The sequence below is a fragment of the endosymbiont 'TC1' of Trimyema compressum genome (assembly GCF_001584725.1).
GTDB lineage: Bacteria > Bacillota > TC1 > TC1 > TC1 > TC1.
Window position 1 is genome coordinate 142828 of record NZ_CP014606.1, and the last position, 14270, is coordinate 157097.

Sequence of the window (14270 nt, forward strand, 5' to 3'; positions counted from 1 at the left end):
GACTTCACAACATTCTTGGCCATCGCATACATTCTTGGTTGTAAACCCTGAGATATTGAGTATTGCAATTAATGTTAATGGGAATCCTCAAGCATATCTGAGACAATTAGCTTTTGTTACAGCATTGTCGGGTGCCTTTGGCTCTATTCTAATGGCGATTATGGGAAATTTACCAGTTGCATTGGCTCCAGGTATGGGAATGAATACTTTTTTGCTTTTACAGTAGCTGCTCCAGTTGCTATGGGCGGAATGGGATTCGCTTGGCAAGAAGCTTTAGCAGCAGTATTTTTAGCAGGAATTATTTTTATTATTATTACGGTAACAGGTCTTAGAGAAAAAGTTGTTCGTGCAATCCCTAATTCTCTTAAATCAGCGGTTGGTGTTGGAATTGGTTTTTATTGCTTTTATTGGCTTGCAAAAAATCAGGTATTATTGTTCAAAATCAAGGTACTTTTGTAGCTATGGGGAACTTAACAGATCCAAAAGTATTTCTTTCAATTTTTGGTGTTTTAGTTATAACGTATACAATTGGTGCAACTAATAGTATTTGGGATTTAGGGGTTAAAATTCCTCAATCTATCGTTTCTTGGACACCGCCAGTTGAATTTGTTTGGTCAATGTTTTGGTGCTATACCAGGTTTGTTTTCAGCTGAGAAAGTTGCAAGTTCATTAACTGTAATTGCAACAGTACTATTTGTAAACTTTTTTGATACAACAGGGACTTTACTTTCAGTAACAAAGAGAGCAGGATTAATAGAAAAAGATGGACAGCCGAAAAATATTGGAAAAGCATTATTTGCAGATTCAATTACAACGGCTGTAGGTGCTGTGATGGGAACTTCATCTGTTACAACATGTGTTGAATCGTTAACAGGTGTTGAAGTTGGTGGCAAAACTGGATTAACATCATTTTTTACGGGGATTTTTTCTTAATAGCTATTGTTTTTGCTCCAGTTTTTGCTATTGTAAAGCCTCGGATTACGGCGCCAGCACTTATTACAGTTGGCTGTCTCGTGGCTCAATCGTTTGGAGAAATTGATTTCAAAGATAAAGAAACTACGTTTGCTGCATTTATTACAATTATTATGATGTTATTAACATTCAGTATTGCAAAAGGTATTGCCTTTGGATTTATTGTTTATGGGTTTTTAATGCTTGCTTCAGGTAGAGTAAAAGAAATTCCAGTGCTAAATATATGTATTAGACATTCTTTTTATTTTAATATTGGCTTTAAACTAGAGATTGAAAGATTATTAATAGCTCTCAAACAATCTAATATTTTTGAATATGACTACTTATCTGTGATATAAGGATTAATTTACAGTATAATATAAAACGATACATAATTGTTAGAATTATTTACAAAATGGAACTGTATTTTAATATAGGAAATTTAATATAGGAAAAAATAAGCGGTTTGATGTTTTTTCAAATCGAATAAATGAACAAAAACAGTAATGTGTATTAGCTATATTTGATATTTGCTATATATCATTGAAGCATTGTACTAATGCAACATACAGAGAAAAGATGATTAAGTTAAGCGTATTTATAACATGCGAATTATTGATTTTAATAATTCAAAATGTCAGTAATGTCAGAGTTTTATATAGTAATAAAACAATTTATTATATTCATTTTTCAGAAAGATTTCAGGTGCTAAATGTAAAATTATAAGAGATTTAAGAGATTATTAATTAATATTGCAATTGTTTTTATTATTGTACTGGCTTTGAGGAACATTCTAATTTTTTGGCCTTTTTGTTTGGGCTATATTTCAAATATGTTGCTTTTAATAATAATCTTTATCTAGCAAATGGTATTATTAATTTTATTATGGGACTTTTGACTTTTTTATTGCTATACGTTTGTATAGAAATGTAGAAATAGCTTGGTATTTAATAGTTGTTTTATTATTATTTTCTTTATATATGAGACTTTTTCATTGACATGAGACTTCATTACTGATTACAGTGACTAATATTATGATACTATTTATTTTATTGTTTTCAAAAAAAAGATTTTAAACGTAAAGTATCCTTGTTAAATATAAAAAAGCCATTAAAGTTTTTATGGGGTTAGTTTTCTTTTTTATTGTTAATATAATAGTATTAGAATTTATATTTAGAAACCAGATGTTTGAATTGGTTAATATATTCAAAATATTTTTTCTTTTAGATTATTCAAACATTGTGATTACGGATAAAATAATTAATAATTAATAATTATATTGGTATAGTTTTCTTGATTAATTGGATTAGTATTTTCTATATTGTTTCCTTAATAAATACGACTTTATTTATTAGGCATAGTCAAGAAATTAATAATAATCGATTACGGGAATTAGTAGTAAAGCATGGTCAAAACCCTATATCCTATTTAACACTTGAGTCTGATAAAAAGATATTTTATAGTAAGAATTTAGATGCTGCCGTTGCTTATAAAGTGGTTAGAGGCATATTTGTTTGTTGTGGAGATATTATTTGCAGTGATGATGATAGTGAGATTTTTTTGAATGAAATACAAAATTTTTGCAAACAAAATGGATGGTCTGTTTTGTTTTTAAATATTACTGGTCATTATTTAAATTTATATAAAGCAAATAATTTTAGGATAGCAAAGTATGGTGAAGACGCATGTTTTAATCTTTCAGAATTTTCCTTAAAAGGTGGCAAGATAGCTACTGTTAGGAGCTCTTATAATCGCAGTCAAAGAGAAGGGATTATTGTTAAGGAATACAAGCACGCTTTTGGAAGAGACTATGAACTAGAAAAGAAAATAAAAGAAATTTCTGAGGAATGGTTAGAAAATAAAAACACGTTAGAATTATCTTTTATGTTAGGCAGTGTCTGCTTAAATAATTTATTAGATAGACGTATTTTTATGGTGTTTACTCTAATAATAATATGGTGGGTTTTGTTATTTTATTACCATTTTCTAATAAGTCAGCATATTTACTTGAAACTACTCGTTATAAAAAAATGGACCTAAGGGGTGTTTGGAAAAAATAATAGTAGAAGTATTTTTTGAACTTAGAAAAGAAGGGGTTGAACATGCTAGCTTGGGCTTGTCTCCATTATACAACCAATACAACCAATACAACCAAAAAAAATGGTGAATCGAAATTATGTATTGAAAGATTTTTTAATTTTGTTTATAGAAAAATTAATGGCTTATATGATTTTAAAGCATTACATTTTGCTAAAGAAAAATATAATCCTAATTATTGGGAAGAACGTTATATTGCGTATAGCGGCTCCAAAATGTCTTTTAGTTACATGTTGGTTATAGTGAAAATACACATGCAGCACAGTTTACTATTTGTTTTAATTTATCAAATATATAGTCTATTCTTTCTCACTGGTTAGCTAATTAACGAACCTTTAAAAAATAAAATAGCCTATAATCTATTTTGAAATATAGAAAAATCATTAACCATCGCTGTATGAAATTATATTTTTATATATGTTTTGATTGAAAGCAATATCTTTTGGATGTTGCTTATTTTTTTAGAATATCTGTCAGAGCTACTTGAATCATACTAATGCTTCCTTGCATCCTATCTTACACTTAGTAATTTTCTAGTTTTTAATCTTAATATTTTCCTTTGTACGTTCAATTTTAACCATTTATAATTCCTCAAATTATACCGAATTTGATAATAACAACAGGATTTTCTATTTTTATATTGACATGCATAAGTGTCCGTGATAGACTACTTATATTACTTGAATAGGTAATACGCGCGTAATAATAGCATAATTTGTATTCTGTGTTAATAGAGTTAAGAAAGGAGGGAGTTAGAATGAAGAAAAAAATAAGTGTTTTATTATTGGGACTAATTTTTGGATTAGCGTTACCTACTTCTGTTTTATTTGCAGATACTGTAGTATCAACAACAACTACAACTGCATCCGCTACTTTTTCTCTAGGAACATTAACTATGAATTATGTACCGGCTAATTTTACTTTTGGAACTTTGCCAGTGGCTATTAGTACAGTAACAGCAACATTAGGAGCTGAAGATAGTTATGATTTAGGTGTAACAGATTCTAGAGGTGGTACTAATGGTTATAATGTTACTGTTAAAGCAGGTAAAATGAAGTCAATGGATGCTCAACATACATTGGGCGGGAATAATATCAAACTAATTAATGGTTCTACACAATTAGTTACTCCTGGTTCCGTTGAGGCTACTGCACCATACGTACAACCAATAATTTATGTTGATTTTGTTGATGGTAGTGGTGTTAGTGTTCCTTCAGTGGTTCAAGATGCTCAAGCAAATACTAATCAAGGTTTATTAGAATGGAAAACTAGCTGGACAGGAAATAGTATTTCATTAATTGTATTACCGGGTGAAGCAAAAGCTCAAACATATAGTACTAGTATTATATGGACATTAAATGATGTTCCACCAGCACTATAGCGGTGAGATTTTATTAGAACTTAAAAGTGACTGTTAGAAAATAACGGTCACTTTTTGACGCAAAATATAAATAGGAGTGTTTAAATGAAACAATTACGTATTATTTTTGGAGTGCTATTTTTTTTTCTAATATTATTTTTTCCATTAAGTGCTATTTTGGGAAATGATACAGCATTTGTATCTGAAATAATCCAGCCTGATAACCAGATAAGTAAATCAGCATCATTTTTTGATCTTGATATTAATTCAGTAAAACAACAAGAGCTTGAAATTTTGCTTACAAATAAAACTAATAAACAGCTAGTGCTTGAGGGAGCGGTAACTAACGCTTGGACAACTATAAATGGAGTTATTGATTATTCCTCAACTGAGTATCCTTTGGATTCTACTTTAAAAAATCCATTATCTTCTTTATTAGTATTAAATTCTAAAGAAATAGTTATTCCACCTATGGAGCAAATTCGAGTTACAGCAACTTTAAATATACCAGACAATATTCATGAAGGAGTAGTTTTAGGTGGAATTCAATTCTGTGAAAAAGGGGATTCTTTCAATAATCCAAATGAATCAAGTGTTTATAATAAGTATGCAGTTGTAAAAGGTGTTAAATTAACTAAGGGGGAAATTCCTAACCCAAATATAGAGATTAGCAATGCTAAAGTATCGCAGTTAAGAAAAATACCTGCAATCACTGTTAATATTAAAAATACTGAGGCCACAATGATTGGGGAAATGAGTTTTAAAACAGAAGTTAGAAAAGAAAATTCCCAAGAAATATTACAGTCTGATGAAACAAAACCAGTACAGATGGCTCCAAATTCAAATGTAGATTTGCCTATTTATTGGAAGGATACCACAATACAACCTGGGAAATATACTGTGCATGCAACTGTTGAAATAGCAGGGAAGACTTGGGATAACAACTTGAATTTTACAGTTGACGATAAAACATCTAAAAAAATTGCTAATGCTGAAAAACCAGTAGATAATGTACTCACAATATGTGTAGTCATTATTGTAGTATTGATTCTGCTTAGTAGCATATTAGCCTATTTATTAATAAGAAAAAATAAAAAATAAATATTATAATTATAAATAATAATTAATATTATTAGCGCATAAGGCAAAATAACTAATAAAAGGATAATGGTTTTAGGATTAAAGTCATTAGCGTACCTATGAATATTACATTTAGGTATTGTTTTTTTAATGTGTATGCCTAATTTGCTAGCTGCTGACAATGTTACTTTTGAACAACAATTTCCTGATACATATACAGCTACTATTATTGCTGGCTATTTTGGGAAAAATAAAGAAGATGTTATGGACGCTAGTTTTTTATCTACAACAGATTTAATGCTAAATGATAAAGGACTTGCTAACATTGATGGTATAGAAATTTTTACGAATTTACATACGTTAGAATTATCTAATAATAAAATAACAACTTTACCAGAAAGTCTTAGTAATCTTACTACATTAACTTGGTTGAATTTTTCAGCAAATAAGGTGACTAAGCTGCCTGAAAATATAGGTAATTTATCAAATCTAAATTATATTTGTGCATCTGACAACCAAATTACTAGTTTGCCAATTAGTTTTAACTCTCTTCCAGCTAAAACTGAAAAATGGTTTTTAAATAATCTGCTCCCAGTATCTGCAGGAACACAAGATCAGTTGTTGCTTAAGACTGGCCTTGACACTCAAACAAATTAACTCGAGATGCTCTAGATAATTTAGATTTAAAAAAGATGGTGTTATTACAATCAGGAGAAATTGTATCACCAAGCCATATATTTATATTAGATGATTATAGAAATGCAGCTACATTTGAGTCAATAAATATAGATGATTATTTTGTTGGAAATAATGCTAAAACTTCTGCTCAAATATCAGCAGCTGTAAGTGCTACAGGAACCGGTTTGTTTCCTAATAATAGCCCTGCAGCCGTAACTGAAGCTAGAGTTTTTTTAAATATTGTTCCATATTATAATCTCTCATTTGATTTAAATAGAGGTAGTGGTACCTAGCCTGATTCACAGCAAATAGTTGGTGGAGATAAAGCTACGGTAGTTACTAATCCAACAAGAACAGGATATGTTTTTCAAGGATGGAATACAGCACAAGATGGAAGTGGTGATACTTGAAATTTTGATATAAGTGTTATGCCAGAAAACGATACTGTATTATATGCTCAATGGAGTCCAGATGGTGAAATAATAGCAAATTTATTTCCTGATCCTAATCTTGCTCAGGTAGTCGCAAATGCCGTGTCAGGTGGAGATATAAATGCAAGGTTAAATAGTGAAATGATTAATAATTGTACTTATTTAAATGCTGGAAGGATGGGAATTAAAGATGTTTCAGGTAATTCATTAACAAGTTTTTCCACTGAACTTTGTTTATTGCCAGATCTAAAGATATTAGATCTTAAAAATAATAAAATAACAGAAATTCCAAAAGAAATAGAATTATTAACAAATTTGAATGAATTATTGATGGAAAAGAACAAACTAACAGGAATTCCAATTGAATTAGGAAACCTAAACAGCTTATATGCTTTAAATTTAGCTAGGAATCAAATAGTGGAAATTCCAAAAGAAATATGCAATTTACCTAGCTTACGTATTTTGGAATTAAGTGTAAACCAGATAACTAGTATACCTGGTGAAATTAAGAACTTAGTAAATACCTTAGCGGGTCTTAACCTAGGCAATAATTTATTAACAAGTATACCAACAGAAGTATGTGAGTTAGTTAATTTGGATGCTTTTGCAGCCTATGGCAATAAGCTAACGGCTATTCCTCATGAAATAGACAATTTAAAGTAAACTGTATTCCTTAGACTTTGAAAGAAACTCTTTGTTAAGTATTCCGCCTGAATTAAGAAATTTAGAAAACTTACGTTATTTAAGCCTTGAGAATCAAATGATTAAGTTGCCTAAAATGAAACTTACTGATTGATTCTACATTTACGCTTACTTCTCTTATTACAAATATGGATAGTATAGTTATACCACCAAGTAGTTCTGTGAGTGATACTTATGAAAATACAATACAAGGAAATGATATTACTTGGACAGGTCTTAATAGCCAAGTATTATCGTTGAGTTTTGTATTTGAACAGCCAGCAATTACTATTGGGACGCGCACAATTAATTATGCAGGAACTGGTAACGCAGCCTTTTGGAGATTCTTACACTGTAAGTTTCAATAGCAATAGAGGCACAGGCACAATGGCTGGATTTTCAATTTTTGAAGGAAATAGCCAAAATTTACCAAGTAATAGTTTTACAAGAGCGGTTATACCTTTGCAGGCTGGTCAACAAGCCAAACAGGTAGTGTGGAATATGCAGACCAAAGTTCTTATACCATGAGAACAAACGATGTAACTTTATATGCTGTTTGGAAAATAAATGATAAAGCAATTGCTGAGGTATTCGCAGACAAAAATTTAGCACTGGCTATAGCAGAGCAATTAACCAGTGGAGACGTTAATGCAATATTGACAGAAAATATGATTAATAGTTGTACTACATTAAATTCAGAGTCTAAAGGAATTACAAATCTAGTTGGCATAGGAAAACTAGTTAATTTAAAGCAATTATTATTGGCAAATAATAAAATTATGTCTTTACCATTAGAACTAGTAAACTTAGTAAATTTGACTGATTTAACGTTGGATAATCAACAAATTACTTTGCAAAAAATGTCAAGTAATTCTTCATTTACATTAGCATCACCAATTAAAAATCAAAATGGTGATAGTGTACCACCGAATAGTAGTTTTGGAGATTATGTAATTAATGGGAATGATATTACTTGGAATAATCTTAATAATCAAGTGAGTTCCGTGAGCTTTACATTTGAACAGGAAATCTCCTTAGGAAAGGTTAAAGCAACATTTTCAGGAATGGCAATAAAACCATTAGATGTTGAAATAGCATATGTGTTATCATTTGGTTTAAATGGAGGAGAAGGGAATATACCGCCGTCTCAAAGTGTGAAAAGTGGATCACTAGCTATTGTGAGGTAAAGAATCCAACTAGAAAAAGGTTATAGTTTTAAAGGTTGGAATACAGCAAAGGATGGTAGTGGAAGAACATGGGATTTTGCTATAACGAAAATGCCAGATGAAAATATAATGCTATATGCACAATGGCTAGAAAATGGAAATGATAATTCAAATAATGTGATAATAGACAATTCAACAGGAACATTGCTACCTAGGACAGGTGAATTTTCAATGTTAATAACAAGTTGCTTTAATGATGTTAATTGGGGTTGTTTTTTGTTTTCCGATTATTAATAGAAAAAGATAATAGTTATTTTTGTGGCTTATGAGGAGGAAAAGTGTGAAAAAAATAATATAGAAAAATATTATTTATAATATTTATAGTAATTTCCCTTGAAATAGGAATGGGAATGAGTGGGGCAACAAATGGTGGAATTGGAAAACCAATAAAAGAGAATTTTACTGATATTAATTTGGCTCAAGCAGTTGCTAGTGGAGATGTTAATGCAGTTTTAACAAGCGAAATGGTAACTAACTGTACTAATATTAAAGCTACAGAAAAAAATATTACTGACTTGTCAGGAATTGGAGTTCTAACTGAATTAGAATATTTGGATTTAGCTAGTAATAACATATAAACTATTCCTGCTGAAATTGGTGATTTGAATAACTTATCATATTTGAGTTTTTTCTAATAAATCTATCAGTGCTATTCCATCTGAAATAGGAAATCTAACGAAGTTAGAAACTTTTAATTTAATTACAAACTCAATTACAAGTTTACCTTCGGAAATAGGAAGCTTAACGATGTTGAATTCACTAAATTTGAGTCATAATCAACTAACAAAGTTGCCAACAGAAATAGGTTCCTTATTAAATCTATCTTTTATAGATTTAAGCTATAATTTACTTAGTGTTTTGCCAACAGAAATAGGTAATATGGCTCATTTGACAAATTTACTATTAGAGGATAATAGATTAACAAGTTTACCAGACGAAATATGCAATTTAATAGAATTAAGGAATTTGGTAATTTATTTTAATCTATTAACAAGTTTACCAAATGAATTTGGAAATTTAAAAAATTTAGTAACTTGTGAGTTGTGGGAAAACTTATTACCAGATAGTTACCCTAGTACTTTGAATGCATTGGGTTTCCCTAAGATAGTGTTTACTTATAATCCACAATCACAATTAAGAATAATAGGAGTTGTTTCTCCATTTGAAATTACCAAGGAATCTGATTTATCAAAGCTTGATTTATTTTCATTGGTTGAAATAAACCAAGCCTCCTATGGGTCTGTAATTAATTTATCATCAGATTTTAACTTAGAATTAGAGTTAGTTAATTATAAGAATATGAATAATAATGTTGTTAATATTAGTGACTATATCCAAAATGGCCTTGTAAAAAAGAGTGGTACAATTTATGCTCAAGTACAAATAAAACCAGCTAATAACGGACTGTTTCCTAGCACAAATAATCATTTGGTAACTAATGAAAAAATACAATTAAATTTTAAGAAATCTTATTCAGTAAATTTCGGTAGTAATGGTGGCGAAGGATTGATGAATTCTCTATCCATTCCAGAAGGAGATATTGCGAAATTACCAATTAATAGCTTCACAAAGGCTGGTTATACTTTTAATGGGTGGGCAACAATTAAAGATGGTAATGCAGTATATGTTGACCAGGATTCTTATACAATGGGAACAAGCGATGCAACCTTATGTGCAGTATGGACATCCGCTACATACAGTTACTTTTGATAGTAATGGGGGGGGTAGTGAGACAATGAGTTCGCTGTCAATGCCAGAAGGAGCAACACAAAATTGCCGACTAATGAATTTACAAAGGCTGGTCAACAATAAAAACAGGATTAGCAGAATATGTTGATGGTGCTTTATTTACAATGAAAACAGAAGATACTAAATTGTATGAAATTTGGGATAATACATTGTTACCAGACCAAGATTCGAATAATAAAATTGGTCAAATTGATGGGAAAGACTTAACAAACAAATTGCCAAAAACAGGAGAGGGTAGTTATTATTTGTTAGATTTAATGATTTTAAGCATAGGCTTAATTGGCTGCTATTTTTCAATTAAAAAAGAAAAGGAAAAATAAATAATATTTTCTAGAATTAAAAAACATTTAGAGTAATAGGGCAAATAGAAGCTTTTTATCTATACGAAATATTGTTTTGATGATTTAATTGATACTGTGTAAACAAAGATGAGAAAATTTTGTTTACACAGTTTTTTGTTTTTTATATATTAAAGATAAATATTATCAATAATGGCTTGCTTCTTGATATAATGAACAAGAGATATTATTTAAACGGCTTACTACAAATTATAGTTAATAGTTAATAGTTAATAGTTAATAGTTAATAGTTAATAGTTAATAGTTAATAGTTAATAGTTAATAGTTAATAGTTAATAGTTAATAGTTAATAGTTAATAGTTAATAGTTAACTATAACTAGATTAATTTAGTAAATGTTTAAAACGTAACTGGACAAAATAATGAGGAAAGTAATAAAGATTGAAAACATTAATTTTTTCGGAGAAACCAAGTGTTACAAAGGATTTGGTAGAAGCTATTGATCCAACAGCAAGATATCACAATGGTTATTATGAGAGTGTTGATTATATTTTCACCAATGCAATTGGCCATTTACTCAGGTTGAAAAACCCTGAGGAAATTAATACAAAATACAAGAATTGGAATCTTGTTTCTCTACCTATTCAAATACACAATAAAATAATTTCGAATTATACAGTAAATGAAAAGACGAAAAAACAACTTAGTACTGTTGCAGATTTGTTTAAAAGAAACGACATTAATTCTATTGTAAATGCAACGGATCCTGATAGAGAGGGTGAGTTGATTTTTAGTACTCTTTACTCATATTTAGAATGTACAAAACCCAGTCTGCGTTTAATTTTAAAAGATATGACCGCTGAAGGTATTAAGGAACAGCTTGCTGTTTTAGAGCCTGGAGAAAAGTATAATGGATTGAAAGCTTCTGCTTATTCTAGATCTATAAGTGATTAATTTAATTAGTAGGTGTGAATATTACAAGAGCTTTAACAGTGAAATATGGACGTGGTAGTGTATTGTCTGCAGGGAGAGTACAAACACCAACTCTTAAATTAATATATGATCGAACTAAAGAGAATTTAGCCCACAAAAAATCTATTCACTATGTAATTAAAGCACAGATTGAAGATAGTGATATTTTACTGACTTTAGATAATAAAAAGTTTCGGAAAAAAGAAGAAGCCGAAAAGTTAATTGAAAATTTTCCAGATAAGTTACCTATAGAAATGAATCGAAGAAAAAAGATTAAAGTTCCACCGCCACTTCCCAACCTACTGGATATTCAAAAGAATGCCAATAATAAATGGGGATATAAAGCGGAGGAGACTTTGAATACTGTTCAATCTTTATACGAAAAATACAAAGCTGTTTCTTACCCTAGAACTGACTGTAATTTTGTTACTGCAAATACAGCTTTAAAACTTGATAAAAAATTAAGTAAGTTCGAAAAATTTTAAAAATATCCTTATATAGATTTTAAAAATCTTAATAATAAGAATATTGGGGAGATAACAGCTCACGAAGCTATTACGCCAACAGGTGTTATTCCTAACTATAATGTAATGAGTGAAAAAGAAATTAATATTTATACAGAAATTACCAGCATGTTTTTTCAAATTATTGTGAAAACTATTCTTATAATGACATTATTTATACAGCTAAATTTGAAAAATATCTTTTTAAGACGATTGAGAAAGAGCTATTAAATGAAGGTTATTTGAAAGTCTATAAAAATGTAAACCATAAATATAAAGCTATTTTTGAATCAGGTCTATATTCAATAAGATATCAAGTGGCTGAAGTGGAAAGCAAATCTAAACCTTTTTTACTGAAGCAACCCTAATTTCAAAAATGGAAAATATTCATAATAAAGAAAAAGGGGAAATTAAAAAAATCTTAAAAGATATTAAAGGAATTGGGACACCTGCAACAAGAGGCTCTATTATTGAAACTCTTTTTAAGAGGGAATATATACAAAATAAAGGAAAATCAATTGTTACAACAGATAAAGGCAATAAGTTTATAGAACTTTTGCTAGCTATAGATTCAAGACTATTGGATGTAAAGTATACGGCAGATTTAGAAACTAGTTTGAAGGAAATGGTTAGTAATCCCGCAGATTTCAAATCATTTTTAACAGAAGTTAATGCCTTAACGTCAGAATACTAGAGGAGATTATACAATCAAATGAGAGGATATCTTTTAAGTAAAATATTTGTAAGCATAAAAGAAATCATTTTCAAAAAGCATTTGTTTTGTTATAATATAATATATAGAAATTAAATGATAACTAGAAATAATAATAAAAATGATTATTAGGAGGATTGTAATTGGAAATTGAGAAGAAAAAGCGACTTAAAGGTAAAATTAAAATATGGCTTAATACCTTTATATATTTTATTTATATTAATAGGTGTGGAATTATTAGCTCGCTTAAATCCTTTAGAGGGTATTATAGCGATGATTATTAATCCATTTGCATTTTTAGTTAATCTTTTAATTATTAGTTTATGCTTTATATTTCTATTAATTCTTTTTAATAATAAATATATTGGCTCTTCTATTCTTTTAATAGTAAGTATTATTTTAGGAGTAGCTGCAAAGATTAAATATGATTTTAGAGGCACCGGTTCTTCACCATCAGATTTTTTAATTATTGGAGAAGGGGCGCATATGGCTAATGCTTTGTCAACGGAGTTTCTAATTAAAACAGGTACTATTGTTGCCGTTTTAATTATTATTGCTATTTTTTTAATGAGAAAAATGATGGTGCCTAAATTAACTATACTACAAAGAATAAGTAGTTTAGGCGTTACAATAGTTTTTTGTATACCTTTATATTTTTTTTACACCAGCAGGTATTATTATTAAAAATGTTGCGGGAGGTTCGTAAGGGAACTGCTATGGAAGTATGAGCCTATTTTTATTTTGTTTCTCAGTTTAATAATAAAGGTGATATTAAAGAACTAGTAAGTGATAAAGAGGATTTGAAAAGGCGAATAGATCAACGTTTTGGTTCTATTCTTGAAAATATAGATAATAATAAAAAAAGTGGCGAAAAACCTGATATTATTTATATTCAAGCTGTATCTGTTCAGACCCATGCACCTTTTGGAGCCAATAAAAACCCCAACTACAATGTAACGTATACCGGGGGATAAATCAACACGAAAAAGTACTCTTGAAGAATTTAATGGTTATCTTAGAAATTTAAAAGAAACAGATGATTCATTAAGGATTTTAATGGATTATTTAAAAACAAGAGATAAAGAGACTATAGTTGTATTTTATGGGGATCATCAACCGAGATTAGAAATGTTTCCTTATGCAGATTCTTTAACTATGGAAGAAAAGCAAAAAAAAGACATGAAGTCGGGGCATTTGTTTGGAGCAATAAGGAAGCTTTAAAAACAATAGAAACTGTAATTGATATGGCTTCCTTAGGAGAAAAAGGATTAACTGCAGCATCTGTTGATATGCCAAATTATTTCTATATTTTAAGGAATTTGAGGGAAGAAGAGAAAGTTAATAGTTTTAATAGTTTTTATCTACTTAAAGATGGTCAATATTACTTTAAAGGACAACCTGAATATGAAGAAATTTATAAGGACTATTTTTTAATTTACAAAGATATATTAGATGGGAAACGCTATATTGAACAAGAAAATGATAAATGGTTAATAGAAAATAATAATGACTACAAGGGGGCTAAATAAAAT

The 14270-nt window shown here is 29.4% G+C and carries 25 protein-coding genes and 1 pseudogene; all 26 read left to right on the forward strand.

Annotated elements, in window-relative coordinates:
- The first annotated feature begins 55 nt into the window (after positions 1–55).
- The 26 genes and pseudogenes from AZF37_RS11165 (at position 56) to AZF37_RS01050 (ending at position 14267) form a co-directional block, all read left to right on the forward strand.
- On the forward strand, positions 56–226 hold the full coding sequence (locus tag AZF37_RS11165; RefSeq protein ID WP_245611985.1) for a hypothetical protein: 171 nt from the start codon (positions 56–58) through the stop codon (positions 224–226).
- Between the two features lie 14 nt (positions 227–240).
- Positions 241–459, forward strand: coding sequence for a solute carrier family 23 protein (locus AZF37_RS11170; RefSeq protein ID WP_245611986.1), 219 nt, complete (start codon positions 241–243; stop codon positions 457–459).
- Positions 408–653, forward strand: coding sequence for a hypothetical protein (locus tag AZF37_RS11175; RefSeq protein WP_245611987.1), 246 nt, complete (start codon positions 408–410; stop codon positions 651–653). Before AZF37_RS11170 ends, AZF37_RS11175 begins: the two co-directional genes overlap by 52 nt.
- Entirely contained in the window at positions 601–933 is a 333-nt protein-coding gene (locus AZF37_RS11180; protein WP_245611988.1) for a solute carrier family 23 protein, read from the forward strand. Before AZF37_RS11175 ends, AZF37_RS11180 begins: the two co-directional genes overlap by 53 nt.
- 80 nt (positions 934–1013) lie before the next feature.
- Positions 1014–1310 carry a hypothetical protein gene (locus AZF37_RS11185; protein WP_245611989.1) on the forward strand — a complete coding sequence of 99 codons (297 nt, stop codon included), beginning with the start codon at positions 1014–1016 and terminating at the stop codon, positions 1308–1310.
- Positions 1311–2244: 934 nt separating this feature from the next.
- Positions 2245–2991 (forward strand): DUF2156 domain-containing protein, encoded by a 747-nt coding sequence (locus AZF37_RS00955; RefSeq protein WP_162473779.1) that lies wholly within the window; start codon positions 2245–2247, stop codon positions 2989–2991.
- A 62-nt stretch (positions 2992–3053) separates the two neighbouring features.
- Positions 3054–3368 (forward strand): phosphatidylglycerol lysyltransferase domain-containing protein, encoded by a 315-nt coding sequence (locus AZF37_RS00960; RefSeq protein ID WP_088369182.1) that lies wholly within the window; start codon positions 3054–3056, stop codon positions 3366–3368.
- 437 nt (positions 3369–3805) lie between these two features.
- Entirely contained in the window at positions 3806–4429 is a 624-nt protein-coding gene (locus tag AZF37_RS00965; protein WP_088369183.1) for a WxL domain-containing protein, read from the forward strand.
- Positions 4430–4513: 84 nt separating this feature from the next.
- Positions 4514–5509, forward strand: coding sequence for a WxLIP family cell surface protein (locus AZF37_RS00970; RefSeq protein ID WP_088369184.1), 996 nt, complete (start codon positions 4514–4516; stop codon positions 5507–5509).
- Positions 5510–5644: 135 nt separating this feature from the next.
- Positions 5645–6145: a leucine-rich repeat domain-containing protein gene (locus AZF37_RS00980; protein WP_088369186.1), complete on the forward strand. Its 501-nt coding sequence runs from the start codon at positions 5645–5647 to the stop codon at positions 6143–6145.
- A gap of 35 nt (positions 6146–6180) precedes the next feature.
- Positions 6181–6459 carry a hypothetical protein gene (locus AZF37_RS00985; RefSeq protein ID WP_088369187.1) on the forward strand — a complete coding sequence of 93 codons (279 nt, stop codon included), beginning with the start codon at positions 6181–6183 and terminating at the stop codon, positions 6457–6459.
- A gap of 15 nt (positions 6460–6474) precedes the next feature.
- Positions 6475–6576: an InlB B-repeat-containing protein gene (locus AZF37_RS13005; RefSeq protein ID WP_088370635.1), complete on the forward strand. Its 102-nt coding sequence runs from the start codon at positions 6475–6477 to the stop codon at positions 6574–6576.
- An 18-nt stretch (positions 6577–6594) separates the two neighbouring features.
- Complete coding sequence (locus AZF37_RS00995; RefSeq protein WP_088369188.1) at positions 6595–7260, forward strand: leucine-rich repeat domain-containing protein; 666 nt, start codon at positions 6595–6597, stop codon at positions 7258–7260.
- A gap of 282 nt (positions 7261–7542) precedes the next feature.
- Positions 7543–7806 carry a hypothetical protein gene (locus AZF37_RS01000; protein WP_162473780.1) on the forward strand — a complete coding sequence of 88 codons (264 nt, stop codon included), beginning with the start codon at positions 7543–7545 and terminating at the stop codon, positions 7804–7806.
- A complete protein-coding gene (locus AZF37_RS01005) occupies positions 7773–8465 on the forward strand; it encodes an Ig-like domain-containing protein (protein WP_088369190.1) in 693 nt (230 codons plus the stop codon). Before AZF37_RS01000 ends, AZF37_RS01005 begins: the two co-directional genes overlap by 34 nt.
- Before the next feature lie 3 nt (positions 8466–8468).
- Entirely contained in the window at positions 8469–8738 is a 270-nt protein-coding gene (locus AZF37_RS13010; RefSeq protein WP_088369191.1) for an InlB B-repeat-containing protein, read from the forward strand.
- A gap of 110 nt (positions 8739–8848) precedes the next feature.
- Complete coding sequence (locus tag AZF37_RS01015) at positions 8849–9082, forward strand: hypothetical protein (protein ID WP_162473782.1); 234 nt, start codon at positions 8849–8851, stop codon at positions 9080–9082.
- 169 nt (positions 9083–9251) lie between these two features.
- Positions 9252–10214: an InlB B-repeat-containing protein gene (locus tag AZF37_RS01020; RefSeq protein WP_088369193.1), complete on the forward strand. Its 963-nt coding sequence runs from the start codon at positions 9252–9254 to the stop codon at positions 10212–10214.
- 143 nt (positions 10215–10357) lie between these two features.
- Positions 10358–10573 (forward strand): hypothetical protein, encoded by a 216-nt coding sequence (locus tag AZF37_RS01025; RefSeq protein ID WP_088369194.1) that lies wholly within the window; start codon positions 10358–10360, stop codon positions 10571–10573.
- Between the two features lie 419 nt (positions 10574–10992).
- A complete protein-coding gene (locus AZF37_RS01030) occupies positions 10993–11505 on the forward strand; it encodes a toprim domain-containing protein (protein ID WP_088369195.1) in 513 nt (170 codons plus the stop codon).
- A 14-nt stretch (positions 11506–11519) separates the two neighbouring features.
- Entirely contained in the window at positions 11520–12008 is a 489-nt protein-coding gene (locus AZF37_RS01035) for a DNA topoisomerase (RefSeq protein ID WP_088369196.1), read from the forward strand.
- A 379-nt stretch (positions 12009–12387) separates the two neighbouring features.
- A pseudogene (locus AZF37_RS01040) lies at positions 12388–12720 on the forward strand (DNA topoisomerase); the annotation flags it as partial.
- Between the two features lie 168 nt (positions 12721–12888).
- A complete protein-coding gene (locus AZF37_RS01045; RefSeq protein ID WP_088369198.1) occupies positions 12889–13422 on the forward strand; it encodes an LTA synthase family protein in 534 nt (177 codons plus the stop codon).
- 116 nt (positions 13423–13538) lie between these two features.
- On the forward strand, positions 13539–13712 hold the full coding sequence (locus AZF37_RS10165) for a hypothetical protein (RefSeq protein WP_162473783.1): 174 nt from the start codon (positions 13539–13541) through the stop codon (positions 13710–13712).
- Positions 13699–13959 (forward strand): sulfatase-like hydrolase/transferase, encoded by a 261-nt coding sequence (locus tag AZF37_RS12020; protein WP_162474078.1) that lies wholly within the window; start codon positions 13699–13701, stop codon positions 13957–13959. The genes AZF37_RS10165 and AZF37_RS12020 overlap by 14 nt, the downstream gene beginning before the upstream one ends.
- A gap of 23 nt (positions 13960–13982) precedes the next feature.
- Positions 13983–14267 (forward strand): hypothetical protein, encoded by a 285-nt coding sequence (locus AZF37_RS01050; RefSeq protein WP_088369199.1) that lies wholly within the window; start codon positions 13983–13985, stop codon positions 14265–14267.
- Positions 14268–14270 lie beyond the last annotated feature (3 nt).